Source organism: Mesorhizobium sp. M0496, from assembly GCF_040321205.1.
GTDB lineage: Bacteria > Pseudomonadota > Alphaproteobacteria > Rhizobiales > Rhizobiaceae > Mesorhizobium.
Genome location: NZ_JAMYRC010000076.1, coordinates 1 through 14,484 on the forward strand (window position 1 = coordinate 1; position 14,484 = coordinate 14,484).

General features: G+C 63.6%; 11 protein-coding genes, 1 tRNA gene and 2 pseudogenes. 13 read left to right on the forward strand and 1 reads right to left on the reverse strand.

Going from position 1 to position 14,484, the window contains the following annotated elements:
• The first annotated feature begins 493 nt into the window (after positions 1-493).
• Both NKI73_RS32490 and NKI73_RS32495 read left to right on the forward strand, forming a co-directional pair.
• The gene (locus NKI73_RS32490; protein ID WP_352636031.1) at positions 494-1,414 is read left to right on the forward strand and encodes a DUF1003 domain-containing protein; all 921 of its coding nucleotides are present in this window, start codon (positions 494-496) and stop codon (positions 1,412-1,414) included.
• A gap of 132 nt (positions 1,415-1,546) precedes the next feature.
• Positions 1,547-1,623, forward strand: a tRNA-Arg gene (locus tag NKI73_RS32495).
• A 481-nt stretch (positions 1,624-2,104) separates the two neighbouring features.
• Here NKI73_RS32495 and NKI73_RS32500 read toward each other — a convergent pair.
• Complete coding sequence (locus NKI73_RS32500; RefSeq protein ID WP_352636033.1) at positions 2,105-2,782, reverse strand: GntR family transcriptional regulator; 678 nt, start codon at positions 2,780-2,782, stop codon at positions 2,105-2,107.
• Positions 2,783-2,917: 135 nt separating this feature from the next.
• On the opposite strand from NKI73_RS32500, the gene NKI73_RS32505 reads away from it, so the two are divergent.
• From NKI73_RS32505 to NKI73_RS32555, 11 genes and pseudogenes are all read left to right on the forward strand, one after another.
• The gene (locus NKI73_RS32505) at positions 2,918-3,505 is read left to right on the forward strand and encodes an amino acid synthesis family protein (RefSeq protein ID WP_352636034.1); all 588 of its coding nucleotides are present in this window, start codon (positions 2,918-2,920) and stop codon (positions 3,503-3,505) included.
• Positions 3,498-5,300, forward strand: a complete 1,803-nt coding sequence (locus NKI73_RS32510; protein WP_352636035.1) for an alpha/beta fold hydrolase — start codon at positions 3,498-3,500, stop codon at positions 5,298-5,300. The genes NKI73_RS32505 and NKI73_RS32510 overlap by 8 nt, the downstream gene beginning before the upstream one ends.
• Positions 5,297-6,334 carry an LLM class flavin-dependent oxidoreductase gene (locus NKI73_RS32515; RefSeq protein ID WP_352636037.1) on the forward strand — a complete coding sequence of 346 codons (1,038 nt, stop codon included), beginning with the start codon at positions 5,297-5,299 and terminating at the stop codon, positions 6,332-6,334. Before NKI73_RS32510 ends, NKI73_RS32515 begins: the two co-directional genes overlap by 4 nt.
• Positions 6,335-6,344: 10 nt before the next feature.
• Positions 6,345-7,814, forward strand: coding sequence for an aldehyde dehydrogenase (locus tag NKI73_RS32520; RefSeq protein WP_352636038.1), 1,470 nt, complete (start codon positions 6,345-6,347; stop codon positions 7,812-7,814).
• Positions 7,815-7,873: 59 nt separating this feature from the next.
• Complete coding sequence (locus tag NKI73_RS32525; RefSeq protein ID WP_352636040.1) at positions 7,874-8,878, forward strand: ABC transporter substrate-binding protein; 1,005 nt, start codon at positions 7,874-7,876, stop codon at positions 8,876-8,878.
• A gap of 60 nt (positions 8,879-8,938) precedes the next feature.
• Complete coding sequence (locus NKI73_RS32530) at positions 8,939-9,799, forward strand: ABC transporter permease (protein ID WP_352636041.1); 861 nt, start codon at positions 8,939-8,941, stop codon at positions 9,797-9,799.
• A gap of 2 nt (positions 9,800-9,801) precedes the next feature.
• Complete coding sequence (locus tag NKI73_RS32535) at positions 9,802-10,602, forward strand: ABC transporter permease (RefSeq protein WP_352636043.1); 801 nt, start codon at positions 9,802-9,804, stop codon at positions 10,600-10,602.
• Entirely contained in the window at positions 10,599-11,675 is a 1,077-nt protein-coding gene (locus tag NKI73_RS32540; protein WP_352636045.1) for an ABC transporter ATP-binding protein, read from the forward strand. Before NKI73_RS32535 ends, NKI73_RS32540 begins: the two co-directional genes overlap by 4 nt.
• Before the next feature lie 153 nt (positions 11,676-11,828).
• A pseudogene (locus NKI73_RS32545) lies at positions 11,829-12,459 on the forward strand (tyrosine-type recombinase/integrase).
• A 365-nt stretch (positions 12,460-12,824) separates the two neighbouring features.
• Entirely contained in the window at positions 12,825-13,742 is a 918-nt protein-coding gene (locus tag NKI73_RS32550) for an aldo/keto reductase (RefSeq protein WP_352636046.1), read from the forward strand.
• Positions 13,743-13,807: 65 nt separating this feature from the next.
• Positions 13,808-14,371 (forward strand): annotated as a pseudogene (locus NKI73_RS32555) (DUF6064 family protein); the annotation flags it as partial.
• Positions 14,372-14,484 lie beyond the last annotated feature (113 nt).

Consider the following 14,484-nt stretch of genomic DNA (forward strand, 5'->3'; position numbering starts at 1 on the left):
CATGGTGCTGAGTCGCGCCAGTGACCCGCCGCAAGGCGGGTTTTTTGTTGCCCGCCGTCGTGCAGAACCTTTGCGGGAAGCTGGCGGGACAGCACCCCCCTCTGTCCTGCCGGACATCTCCCCCGCAAGGAGGGAGATTGGCTGTTATCCCGGCTTTCGCCAATTTCCACCGTCACAGGAGTGAGCGTAGCGCCGAAGCCGCTGATCTCCCCCCTTGCGGGGGAGATGTCCGGCAGGACAGAGGGGGGTGATTGGCGCCAACATCGGGCAAGTTCTTCCCGCTCCGCCCGTGGATGACGAAGTTTTGGTGGCTTCGGCCAATCTCGAATGTCACCGCCCGCCCTGAGCCCGCGAAGAGCGAGCCGCCGCCAGCCACGTCGCCTTCTCCAATCAAAACCACTTGTCCGGCCTGAGAAATCCGCGCCCCAAGCTGGCTATCCTCCTCCACCTCTGTCTATCGTCCCGCCCAGCACCACCGCAGGAGCCCCGCACCATGAGCACCGTCCCGAAAACACCCGAGCAGCCGGCGGAGAACGACAGCGGCGGCGAATATTTCGAGGCGCCGACCACCGGGCAGCTCGAGGCCGACCAGGCGTCGGACGAACACCTCGAAACGCCCGACGTGCCGGACTCGGAACCATCAGCTCCGGGCACCCATCGCGGCAAGCCGAAGAAAAAACCGTCCGCGATATCGGGCCGCAAATTCCGCAAGCGCGATCTCGTGCGCATCGACACGCTGCGCCCGAGCCTCGCCGACCGCATTCGTTCGGATCACCCGGACCTGCCGTCCGGCGCCCGCATTACCCGCGCCGAGCTCGGCCGCTACCGCATGCGCTACATGGAGGAGCTGCTCCAGCAGGAGCATGGCGAATTCTCGGAGCTCGACCGCCAGGTGGTCGAATCGATCGCCAGGCAGGACACGATTTCCGAAAACTCGGAGGAGGAGTTCGAGGAGCACCGGACCTTTGCCGACCGCGTCTCCGACAACATGGCGTCCTTCGGCGGCAGCTGGTGGTTCCTGATCTCATTTGCCAGCGTGCTTCTGGTGTGGATCGGTATCAACCTGATCGCCGGCATGGCGGGCGCCTTCGATCCCTACCCCTTCATCCTGCTCAACCTGCTGCTCTCCTGCATTGCCGCCATCCAGGCGCCGATCATCATGATGAGCCAGAGGCGGCAGGAGTCCAAGGACCGCCTGCGCTCCTTCAACGACTACCGCGTCAACCTCAAGGCCGAGCTCGAAGTGCGCCATCTGCACGAAAAGCTCGACTACCTCATCTCGCGCCAATGGACGCGCCTGGCCGAAATGCAGCAGATGCAGCTGGATGCGATGCACGAGCTGACCGGCGCCAAGAAGCCGAAGCGGGCGGTGCGGCGGAGGCGGGCGGTGAAGAGTGGGGCGGCAACCTCATAGGCCACAGCCTGGACGCACCGAGCCAAGTCGCTGCGCCAATCTCCAATTGCCCGTTGAAGCCCGCCCCGGCTTCCGCTAAGAAGCCGTGACTTGCCGGTTCACCGGCTGGTTCGTTTTCCGGATCACCGGGAAGCACCCGTAGCTCAGCTGGATAGAGCGCTGCCCTCCGAAGGCAGAGGTCACAGGTTCGAATCCTGTCGGGTGCGCCAATCATTTCAATAAGTTAGCCTCAGACACACCAGCGATTGTGCGAAGGCTGCTCACCAATTGCTCGCAAGCTCTGGCGTAGTTTGGCTAAGATGGAGCTTTTGATTTTGGCGAAGGATCGCCAGCAGGAGACCAGCTCTACGCCGCAGTTGATGCAATCTGATTGTCTATGGCAGCCCTGCACCAGTCAGCCAACCTGCCGACGATGAGAGTACGCACTCGGAAGGTGAGAGTTTGACCCTTTCGAGAGCGCCGGAGTCGAATTCTCTTCTTGGAAGTCGAAATTGGCCGGAACCAGCATTCGTGACCCGAAGCCATCCTACGTTGGGTACGATGTCAACGGCAGCTTTGCGCCAAAATCCGGGCGTTCACGACGGCTCCGCCCATCACTATAAGCGGACGTCGCTAGGCGACGCGGGCGAACTAGCCCCAGAGGCACGTTCTGATAGCGAATCCGCCTTTTTTGGAAGTTGGGTGGCCAGACTAAAGAGAATCAAAGCGAAGTGTGTTCCGGGCGATCTTCCAGGCGGACTCGACATGCCGCCGCGCTGCGGCTTCCGCCTCTTCCGGCTTGCGTGCGCGGATTGCATCCATGATCTCGTTCATCTCGGCGATCGCCGCTTCGCGCCTGTTGGTCGAGACGATGGTCATCGAACGAAGCTGGTTGATGCGGACATTCAGCCCGCTGACGATTTCCCAGGCGACGCGCTTGTCAGCGGCCTCGAACAGTGCCTCGTAGAATTTCGTCGTCGCCCGCATCACCGCGGGCGGCGTCCCTGAGGACCACGCATCGAACAAATCCGTCAGCGCCTGTTCGAGCGTTCCCAACTGCTCACCGGTGGCCGACAGCGCGCAGGCGCGGGCCGCAATGCCTTCGAGCAGAGCTCGAAGTTCGTAAATCTCATCCGTGCGGCCGAGATCCGGCCTGGCCACAGCCGGCCCATGCCCAGGGATCATCTGCACCAGTCCCTCGGCCTCCAATTGCCGCAGAACCTCGCGCACGACGGAACGGCTGACGCCAAGCTGATCGCATAGCGGTCGCTCGACCAGCCTTTCGCCGGGCTGGAAATGGAAATCCATGATTGCGTCGCGCATGCGCTCCAGCGCCAGTGTCCTCAAGGTCTTGGCGCTGCGGTCGATGCGAAGCGTGTCGTCTGGCATGTGTGGTCTCCTGCGCGGTCACGAAAACAGATTCCAGGCCGGGTTGACAAGGTGCTTGGCGGTCCATAGCATGGTATACCATAAGATGATACGGGGATCTGACTATCCCGTTGGCATCGCCGAACTGAGGATTCCATGCAGCCTGCCATTCGCAAGATCGTTACCTATACCGAGAACACGCTGATCGAAGGCGGCAAGGCTGCTCCCCGTCCGCTGCGCTTGATCGGCGTCGCTGCGGTGCTGACAAACCCTTGGACAGGACGTGGTTTCACCGAAGATCTGTCGCCTGAAATCCGCGCTTGTGCGCCAGTGATCGGGGAAATCCTGACTAGCGAGATCATTGCCGTCGCCGGATCCGGCGAGGTGATCGAGGGCTATGGCAAGGCGGCCATTTGCGGCACGTCGGGCGAGATTGAGCATGCCTCGGCGCTGATCCATACGCTGCATTTCGGCAACCATTACCGCCGCGCCGTCGGAGCCAAGACCTATCTCGCATTCACCAACCTGCGCGGCGGGCCGAACACGCCGATCATGATCCCGCTGATGGACAAGAATGACGAGGGACGGCGCTCGCATTACCTGACCGTGCATTTCCAGATCGGCGATGCGCCGGCGCCGGACGAGCTGGTGGTGGCGCTTGGCGCTTCAATCGGCGGACGCCCGCATCACCGCATCGGCGATCGTTATCAGGACCTCAAGGAACTCGGGGACCTGCATGGCTGATACCGCCGCACCTGCATGGGTCCGAGCCGCCGCGCCCGACGGCACCGGCTTCATACGCGCCGGATCGGGCGCGCCGGTGCTCTTCATTCACGGCGTCGGCATGAATGCCGCGATCTGGCAGCCGCAGATCGAGCGCATGGCTGGCCGCTTTGAGATGATCGCCATCGACATGCTCGGCCATGGCCTTTCTCCGCTGCCGCCGCCGCACCCGGAACTGGCCGACTATGCCGATCAGGCCATTCGCCTGCTCGATCATCTCGGCCTCGACAAGGTATCCGTCGTCGGCCATTCGATGGGTGCACTCGTTGCCCAGGAATTTGCGCTGCGCGCACCGGAGCGCGTCCGCCGCATCGTTTCCCTGAATGCCGTGTTCCGGCGCCCGCCTGAAATGGCCGAAGCCGTTCGCCAGCGCGCGGTGGCGCTCAACGGCCGCGCCGATACGGCCGGCACGGCCCAGACCATTGCCCGCTGGTTCGGAGATCCGGTGCCGACTGAGTTGGAGGCGGCAGCGCAGAAGACGGCATCCGCACTGAGCGCGGTCGACCCGGAAGGCTATGCCCGCACCTATCGTCTGTTCGCTCGTGCCGACGGCGATCACACTGCCCGCCTGCCGAAGCTGGGCATGCCGGCCCTGTTCATGACCGGCTCGGAGGACAGGAATTCTTCGCCGGCAATGTCGGCGGCGATGGCGCGCCTGGCGCCGCATGGCCGCTGCACAGTGCTGCCAAGCGAGAGGCACATGATGGCGGTCGCGGCACCCGATCTGACGACGCGTCACATCGTCGACTTCCTCGGAGAGGACGAAGCGATCGAGCAAAGAAGCGCCGCGGAAGCGGACGCCGGTTTCGACAACGGCGAACTCCGCCGCGCAATGGGCTCCTTCCTCACCGGCGTTACCATCGTCACCACGATCGGACCCGAAGGCGAGCCGCGTGGCTTCACCGCCAACTCCTTCACCTCGGTGTCGCTCGATCCACCACTGGTGCTCATCTGCATCGCCCACAAAGCGCTTGGCCATCCCGTCTTCGCGACATCCAAAAGCTTCGCCATCAACGTCCTCAACGAGCGTCAGAAGGCAGCGTCCGGCATCTTCGCCTCGAAAGCCGCCGACAAGTTCGCCTCCGTGGCCTGGCGGCCGGGACGGACCGGCAGCCCCGTGCTGGACGGCTCCGTCGCGTCCTTCGACTGCGACATGGAGCGCCTGGTCGATGCCGGCGATCATTCGATCCTCATCGGCCGCGTCCGCGATTTCGAGCACAACTCATCGCAGCCGCTCGGCTATTGCCGCGGCGCCTATATCGCACCCGGCCTCAGCCAGGACGCGCTGGCGGCCACGCAGCCCGGCACCGATGTCGGCGCCATTCTCGAAAATGGCGGCCGGATCCTGTTCCTGGAAACGGCTGACGGTTTCGAGCTGCCGCGTGGCCGAGGCTTAGGCTCGGCCGGCGATGCCAAAACCCTTCGAGGCCTGCTTGCGGCGAAGGCCATCGAGGCCCAGCTCGGCTTCCTTTTCGCCGTCTGGGACGACGCCGGGACTGTTTCGCGCACCCATGTCTATTATCGCGGCACGTTCGACGTGCCCGCTTCCAGCGATCGCGGCATCAGGCTCATCGAGATCGGCGCGATCGAAGGATTGAAGATCGCCGATCCGGCGATCCGCTCGATGCTCGCGCGCTATATCAGGGAATGCTCGGTGGACGCATTCGGCGTCTATGTCGGCAACGATGTCGAAGGCGAGGTTCGCCCGCTCGCCAGGGCCGACGCTTCTGCCGTCAACACAGGTGACCAGGGATGAAATTCTCGCTCTTCGTGCATATGGAACGGTCGGACCTCGCCAAACCGCATTCCGAGCTTCTGACCGAGCTCGAGGAGCTGATCCTGCTGGCAGAGCAGGCAGGCTTCGAGACCGCCTGGATCGGCGAGCATCACGGCATGGAATTCACCATCTCGCCGAACCCTTTCATCAACATCGCCTATCTCGCAGCCAAAACCAGCCGGATCCGCCTCGGCACGGGAACCGTGATTGCGCCCTTCTGGCACCCGATCAAGCTTGCTGGCGAAGCGGCGATGACCGACGTCATCAGTGGCGGCCGCCTCGATATCGGCATCGCGCGCGGCGCCTACAGCTACGAATATCAGCGCATCTTTCCAGGCCTCGACGCCTGGGGCGCCGGCCAGCGCATGCGCGAGATCATACCGGCGATCCGCGGCCTTTGGGACGGTGACTTCGAACTCTCCGGGGAGTTCTGGCAATTCCCGCCGACCACCTCCTCGCCCAAGCCTGTGCAAAAACCCTACCCACCGATCTGGGTAGCGGCCCGCGACCCGAACTCGCACGATTTCGCCGTCGCCAATGGTTGCAAGGTCCAGGTGACGCCGCTGGCTTCCGGCGATGAGGAGGTGACGAGCCTGATGCAGCGCTTCGACGCCGCCTGCGCCGCGCATCCCGAGATCGACCGACCGGAAATCATGCTTTTGATGCACACATTCGTCGCCGAGGACGCGGCCGACGCCGATCGCCTCACGCAGGACCTGTCGACTTTCTACTGCCAGTTCGGCGCCTGGTTCCAGAACAAAAAGCCCGTGGATCAAGGCATATTGGAACCGCTGACGGCGGACGAGATCGCGGCCATGCCGCAATACGCGCCCGACAAGATCCGCCAGAATCTGGTGATCGGCGAAGCCGATGAGGTCATCGCCCGGCTGAAAGCCTACGAGACGCTCGGCTACGACCAGTACTCGATCTGGATCGACAGCGGCCTTTCGCACGAGCGCAAGATGAAATCGCTGCAACTGTTCATCGACCGGGTGATGCCGGCCTTCCTCTGATCGCGAGCCCATGACCGACGCCCTCTTCAGGAACTTCATCGACGGCCGCTTCGACGAGCCGTCCGCCACGTTCGACAGTGTCGACCCGTCGACCGGCGCGGCCTGGGCAAAGATGCCGGCGGCAAGCGAAGCCGACGTCGATCGTGCCGTCGAGGCGGCGCAAAGCGCGCTGTGCTCAGACCCATGGCAAAGGATGACAGCGACGGCGCGCGGAAAACTGCTGGTCAAGCTCGGCGACCTCGTGGCCGCCAATGCCGGGCGCCTGGCCGAACTCGAGACGCGCGACACCGGCAAGATCATCCGCGAGACCCGCGCCCAGATCGCCTATGTCGGCGACTACTACCGCTATTATGGCGGGCTCGCCGACAAGCATGAAGGCGCGCATGTGCCGATCGACAAGCCGGATCTCGACGTTACCATCCGCCGCGAGCCGATCGGCGTCGTTGCTGCTGTCGTACCGTGGAATTCGCAACTCTTCCTCTCGGCCGTCAAGCTCGGCCCGGCGCTCGCCGCCGGTTGCACGGTCGTGCTCAAGGCCTCCGAGGATGGCCCGGCGCCGCTGCTGGCTTTTGCCGAACTCGTCCAGGAGGCCGGCTTTCCCCGAGGCGTCGTCAACATCCTCACCGGCTTCGGCCAGGAGTGCGGCCAGCGCCTGACCAGCCACAGGCTGGTCTCGCGCGTCGCCTTCACCGGCGGTCCGTCGACGGCGCGCGCCATCGTCCGGAACACTGCGGAGAATCTTGCCTACACCACGCTCGAGCTCGGCGGCAAAAGCCCGGTCGTCGTCTTTGCCGACGCCGACCTAGACAGCGCCGCCAACGCGGTCGTCGCCGGTATTTTCGCGGCGACCGGCCAGAGCTGCGTCGCGGGATCTCGCCTGCTGGTCGAGCGTTCGGTAAAGGATGAATTCCTCGCCCGCCTGAAGCGCAAGGCCGAGGCGATCCGCATCGGCGATCCGCAGGATCCGGCCACCGAAATGGGTCCGCTGGCCACGCTGCGTCAGCGCGATTGGATCGAGAAGGTTGTCGCGGAAAGCCTCGCCGCGGGTGGCATGCTGATCACCGGCGGAACACGGCCGGCCGGCAGCGGCTTCTACTACGCACCGACCATTGTCGATGCCGGCAGCGCCGACCTGCCCTGTGTGCGCGAGGAACTTTTCGGTCCGGTGCTCAGCGTGCTTGGCTTCGACAGCGAGGCGCAAGCGCTGGCACTCGCCAACGACACGCCCTTCGGCCTGGCTTCCGGCGTATTCACCAGCAATCTCGGCAAGGCCCATCGCATGGCGCGCGACATCCATGCCGGTGTCGTCTGGGTCAATACCTATCGTGCCGTATCGCCGCTCGTTCCCTTCGGCGGCTACGGCCTGTCAGGCCTCGGTCGCGAAGGCGGGCTCGATGCCATCAGAGACTACACACGCTCGAAGTCCGTCTGGATCAAGACTTCGGACGAGCCGATCCCCGATCCCTTCGTCATGCGCTGAGGAGCGTGGGGCGTGGGTGCACTGAGAAAAACAAGAACAGACCAACAGAGGAGAATGACATGAAACTGATCCTGACCGGCCTGCTGGCCGGACTGCTCGTGGCGACCGCCGCCAAGGCCGATGAGATGGCGTTCACCAGTTGGGGCGGCACCACGCAGGAAGCGCAGACCAAATCCTGGGCAGCCCCCTTCGAAGCCAGCTCCGGCATCAAGGTGCTGCAGGACGGACCAACCGACTACGGCAAGCTCAAGGCTATGGTAGACGCCGGCAATGTCACCTGGGATGTCGTCGACGTGGAAATGGATTTCGCCATAAAGGCCGCCAAGGACGGGCTGCTGGAGCCGATCGACTATGCGGTCGTGCCCAAGGCCGATCTCGACCCGCGCTTCAGCAACGAGCATGCCGTCGGCAGTTTCTACTATTCCTTCGTGCTCGCCTGGAACAAGGGCACAGTCACAGGCGAACCGACGGGCTGGGCCGACATGTTCGACACCAAGAAATTTCCCGGCAAGCGGACCTTCTACAAATGGTCGGCGCCGGGCGTCATCGAGATCGCTCTGCTGGCCGACGGCGTGCCGGCGGACAAGCTCTATCCGCTCGATCTCGACCGTGCCTTCAAGAAGCTCGACACCATCAAGTCCGATATCGTCTGGTGGGGCGGCGGCGCTGAATCGCAGCAGTTGATTGCTTCCGGCGAGGCCGCGTTCGGCCAGTTGTGGAACGGGCGTGTTTTCGCCCTCCAGCAGGACGGCACCGACGTAGGCGTCGCCTGGAACCAGAACCTTACCGCCGCCGACGTGCTCGTCGTGCCGAAGGGCGCGAAGAACAAGGGCAGTGCCATGAAGTTCCTCGCTGCCGCCACCAGCCCGACCGGCCAGGCGAAATTCGCCGAGGCAAGCGGCTATGCGCCCATCAATGCCAAGGCCAAGGCCGAGATGCCCGCCAATGCGGTCAAGGCCCTGCCTGATGCCCATGTCGATGGCCAGATCAACCTCGACATGAACTACTGGGCGCAGCATCGCGACGAGATCGCCACGCGTTGGTATGCCTGGCAGACCAAGTAACACCGCTGCAGGTTGACGGGGGCGCGACTTGCGCGCCCCGTTTCGAGACAGGACCGCTCGATGCAAGGAAATTCTTTCAGACGCGGCTCAGTTGCCGGCCTGCCGGCCGGCAGCGGCAGCGCCTTGCCGGCTCTGCTTCTGGTCGGCTTGTTCTTCATCGTGCCGGTGGTCGCCCTGCTGCTGCGCAGTGTCACCGATCCCGAACCGGGCTTGCAGAATTACGCCACGCTCCTCGGCAGCGGCACCTATGTGCGGGTGTTCCTCAACACCTTCCTGGTCGCCGCCGTTGTCACCGCCGTCACCATCCTTGTGGCTTTCCCGGTTGCCTGGATGCTGGCGATCATGCCACCGGCCATGGGCTCGATCGTCTTCGGTATCATCATCCTGTCGATGTGGACGAACCTCCTCACCCGCACCTATGCGTGGATGGTGCTGCTGCAGCGGACCGGGGTGATCAACAGGGCGCTTATGGGGCTCGGTATCATCCACGAGCCGCTGCCCCTCATCAACAATCTGGCCGGCGTCACCATCGGCATGGTCTACATCATGCTGCCCTTCATGATCCTGCCGCTGGTCGGCACATTGCGCGCCATTGACCCGATGACGCTGCGCGCTGCGGCCCTTTGCGGCGCGAGCCCGTTCGAGGCGTTCCGCCGCATCCTTTTGCCGCTGTCGCTTCCCGGCGTCGCCGCCGGCGGCCTGATGGTTTTCGTCATGTCGCTTGGCTACTTCGTCACGCCCGCGCTCCTCGGCGGCACGTCCAACATGATGCTGGCCGAGATGATCGCCCAGACGGTGCAGTCGCTGCTCAACTGGGGGCTAGGAAGTGCGGCCGCCTTCGTCCTGCTTGTCGTCACCATGACGCTCTACGCGATCCAGCTTCGCCTGGTCGGCGCCAGGCGCGCCGGCGGAGGGATCTGAGGATGCTGCTCGACTATGACAGGCTCGGGTGGCTGCGCGTGGCGCTTGTCGGCTTCACGGCGGCAGTCGCGGCTTTCCTGCTGCTGCCGGTGGTCTTCATCGTGCTCCTGTCATTCGGCTCGTCGCGCTGGCTGGCTTTTCCGCCGCCCGGCTGGACGCTGAAATGGTACCAGCAATTGCTAGCCGACCCGACCTGGATCGATGCCGCGCTGACCAGCGCCCGGATTGCCGCCATGGCCGCCATCCTCGCCGTCATCATCGGCCTGTTTGCCTCCTTCAGCCTGGTCAAGGGTGAGTTTCGCGGACGGCAACTCCTGCGCGGATTGCTGTTGACGCCGATGGTGCTGCCGGTCGTCGTCTTCGCCATCGCCATCTACGCCTTCTTCCTGCGCATCGGCCTCGCGGGCACCACGGTCGGCTTCGTCATCGCCCACACCGTCCTGGCGCTGCCTTTCGCTATCATCCCGATCACCGCGGCGCTCGAGGGTTTTGATAAATCCATCGAGGATGCAGCCATCGTCTGCGGCGCCAGCCCGCTGCAGGCACGGCTGAGGATCACCTTGCCGTCGATCAGGATCGGTATTTTTTCGGCGGCGATCTTCTCCTTCCTAGCCTCGTGGGACGAGGTCGTGGTGGCGATCTTCATGGCAAGCCCGACCTTGCAGACCTTGCCGGTGAAGATCTGGGGCAGCCTGCGCGCCGACCTCAGCCCGGTCGTTGCCGCCGCCTCCAGCCTGCTTGTCGGCCTGACCTTGTGCCTGATGATCGTGACCGCACTCCTTCGCAGAAAATTGTCCAGATGACCCGACCGTTCCTGTCCATACGCGCGGTGAGAAAGACGTTCGGCGCCTTCGTCGCCGTCCATGATGTCACCATCGATGTGCCCAAGGGTGAGTTCCTGACGTTCCTCGGCCCGTCGGGCTCCGGCAAGTCGACGACGCTCTACGCCATCGCCGGTTTCCAGGATCCGAGCTCGGGCGACGTGCTCCTGGAGGAGAAGTCGCTGCTTTCGGTGCCGTCGCACAAGCGCAACATCGGCATGGTCTTCCAGCGCTACACGCTGTTTCCGCATCTGAGCGTCGCCGAGAATGTCGCCTTTCCGCTGCGCGTGCGCCGCCGGCCGGACGACGAGATCAAGCGCAAGGTTGCCGACATGCTGGCGCTGGTGCGTCTCGAAAACTTCGCCGACCGCCATCCGGGCGCGCTGTCTGGCGGCCAGCAGCAGCGCGTGGCGCTTGCCCGCGCGCTCGCCTACGACCCGCCGATCCTGCTGATGGACGAGCCGCTGTCGGCGCTTGACAAGAAGCTGCGCCAGGAAATCCAGGCCGAGATCCGCCGCATTCATCGCGAGACAGGCGTCACCATCCTCTATGTCACGCACGATCAGGAAGAGGCGCTGCATCTTTCGGATCGTATCGCTCTGTTCAGGGAAGGCCGTATCGAACAGATCGGCACTGGTGAGGACCTTTATCTCAGGCCCTCAAGCGAGTTCGTCGCCGGCTTCATCGGCAACTCGAATTTCCTGCCCGCAGAGCATTTGCAAACCACAGGCGGGGCGTCGACGATCCGCCTCGCCGACGGCTCGATCGTGACCGGCATCAAGACAACAACGTCCTTTGGCCAAGGCCAGAGGGTCCGGCTGATGGTGCGCCCGGAGGCCTTCCGCCTCACGCCTGGGCCAGCCAGCGCGGCGCTCGCCGTCGAGATCGTCGATACCGCCTTCTTCGGCGATCGCCGGCGCGTCGTAGCGCGCACATCCGGCGGAGATGAGATCGACGTCAGGCCAACCTCTGACGCGGAGGAAGCGAATAGCGCCGCCACTTCAGGTCAGCGCGTCTTTTTTGATCCCGCTTCGGCATTCCTGTTCCCGGCCTGAAGGGCCGGATTGGTCAGATCACGTCGATGTCTGTCAAGGTCCTAAGGACCGCTTCCATGTCAGGAAGCTGCCGGTCCGCTTCCGGCCCCATCCCAACCGAGTCAGTACCTGGGCGTTCCTCCCGTAGCCAATCATAGCCGAAGGAGAAACGAAATGGGACATTCACACTATGACCCGACCGCACCCGATCGCCAGGCGTGGAACGCGGGCAAGAAGGTCGGAACGAAAGGCCCGCTGAAACCTCGACAGATATGGGCGATCCGATTCTTTCTCGATCGAGAGCGGCGATTGCGCGATCGAGCCCTCTTCGATCTAGCAATCGACAGCAAGTTGCGCGGCTGCGATTTCATCAGGATCAAGATCGGCACCTTGGTTCTCGGGCCGGAAATTCGAACCCGCGCGATGGTCGTGCAACACAAGGCGGGCCGACCGGTGCAGTTCGAGTTGATGAGCGACGCACGCTCCAGTCTTCGCATGGCTGGAACGGCGCGGCGGCACGGTCGACGACTATGCATTCCCGAGCAGGATCGACCCAAAGCGTCACATAAGCACGAGGCAGTATGTCCGCCTCGTGGACGAATGGGTTGTGGCGATCGGACTTCGACCCCAGGAATACGGCACGCATTCGCTGCGGCGTACCAAAGCGTCGATCATTTACAAGACGACAGGTAACCTCCGCGCTGTTCAGATTCTGCTGGGCCACATCAAAATCGAGAACACAGTCCGGTATCTCGGCGTCGACGTAGAAGATGCCCTCGAACTCGCCGAGGCCACGGAAGTCTAGCCAGATGCGGCTCCATTTCCCAGTGGAGCCGTGGATGCTAAGCGCCTTATCTTCGTCATTAAAGTTAGCTGTGCTTGGTGCCTCAAAGCGGAGATTCCCGGCGACCGCACTGGAGGCGGCGGGCGCGCCAGAAGCAGACGTTTCTGCTCAGCTGCGCGCCGATCATTTGTCGGCTCGCGCCGGTCATTGTCGGCTGAAGTAAACACACTAGCGCGAACGCTCGGACGATTGGAGCCCTACGATCAGCACAATCTTAGAAGTTTGGAACGAGTCCTGCTAGACGGCGTTGAACGCGAACGGCGCTTGCTGCAGCAGGGCCTCCGCCATTCGCCAACGCCGCGAACGACTGAACGACGGAGACGCTTATGACGACGACCCGGAGAACATTCGTCCAAGGCTCAATTGCGGCGGCGACTGCCGCCATGATCCCGGCAGTCGCGCTCAGTCAGCCTACCACGCCCGCGACGCGGCCTATCCCGTCATCCGCCGAGATGATCCCGGTTGTCGGGCTCGGCACCTGGATCACCTTCAATGTCGGCGACGATCCGGTACTCAGGGACGAATGCGCCGATGTGATGGCCGCCTTCTTCGAGGCGGGCGGGCGGATGATCGATTCCTCGCCCATGTACGGCTCGTCCCAGCCCGTCATCGGCCATGGCCTCGAAAGGCTCGGACGACCCGACACGCTGTTTTCGGCGGAGAAAGTCTGGACTTCCTCCAGCGCAAGCGGAAGCGCACAGCTCGAACAGTCACGCCGCTACTGGGGCGTGCAGCACTTTGACCTCGTCCAGGTCCACAATCTTGTCGCCTGGGAGGCGCATCTTCAAACGCTGTTCGAGATGAAGGCGGCAGGCCAGATCCGCTATGTCGGCATCACCACGTCGGAGGGGCGCCGGCACGATCTCTTCGAAGAAATCATGCGCAGCCAGCCACTCGACTTCGTGCAACTCACCTACAACATCGCCGACCGCGAGGCGGAGGAGCGGCTGTTGCCGCTTGCGGCCGATCGAGGGATTGCCGTGATCGTCAACCGGCCCTTCAGGCAGGGTGCGCTGACGCGACGGCTCGAAGGCGAGCCGCTGCCCGGATGGACAAGCGAGATCGGCGCCTCGACCTGGGCGCTGTTCATCCTGAAGTTCATCCTCTTGCATCCCGCCGTCACCGTCGTCATCCCCGCCACGACCCGCGTCGACCATGTGCGCGAAAACATGGCTGCGGCCGCGGGACTGCTTCCCGATGCGGCGATGCGCGAGCGGATGGCAGCCTACGTGCGCGATCTCTGATGTCTGAATGGTGGACTTACCGGCCGGAGGATTTTCTCCTCTTCTCGCCGCGCGTCTACTGGCGCATGTTCGAGATGCACAACGCCGCGCTCTGGCCGCTGCAGTTCCTGGCGCTCGCCGCCGGCCTCGGCATGGTCGTTGTCGTTCATCGGCGGCCTTTTAGCCACGACCGGTGGATCGCGCTCATGCTCGCCCTGATCTGGACCTTCGTCGGATGGTCCTTCCTGTGGAACCGCTATGCGGCGATCAACTGGGCGATCGAGTATGTCGCGCCGCTCTTCGCACTCCAGGCGATCCTGCTGCTATTCACCGGCACAATGTTCAACGGGCTCACCTTCGACCAGCGCGGCATCGTCGGCTGGATCGGGCTCCTCCTCGTGGCTTTCGGGCTTGTCGCCTATCCGCTTCTCCCGCAGGTCTTTGGACGTTCCTGGTCCGGTACGGAAATCTTCGGCATCGCGCCCGACCCCACCGTGATAGTTACACTCGGTGTTCTGCTTTTGGCGCGCGGCAGGCTTCTGTTCCTGCTCATGCCGATCCCGCTGCTGTGGTCGCTGCTCAGCGGCTTGACGCTGCGGACCATGGGGGACGTGCAGTTCTGGCTGCCGCTTCTGGCAGCAGTTGCGGCTCTCGCCGCCTTCGGTCTTCAAGCGGCGACTAGGTGTGGAGCCTCAACAGGTTGTCGTCGGTTAAGGCGAGGCGACTGATGGGCGGTTTTGACTTTAGGCTGCCGTGGGGGCGA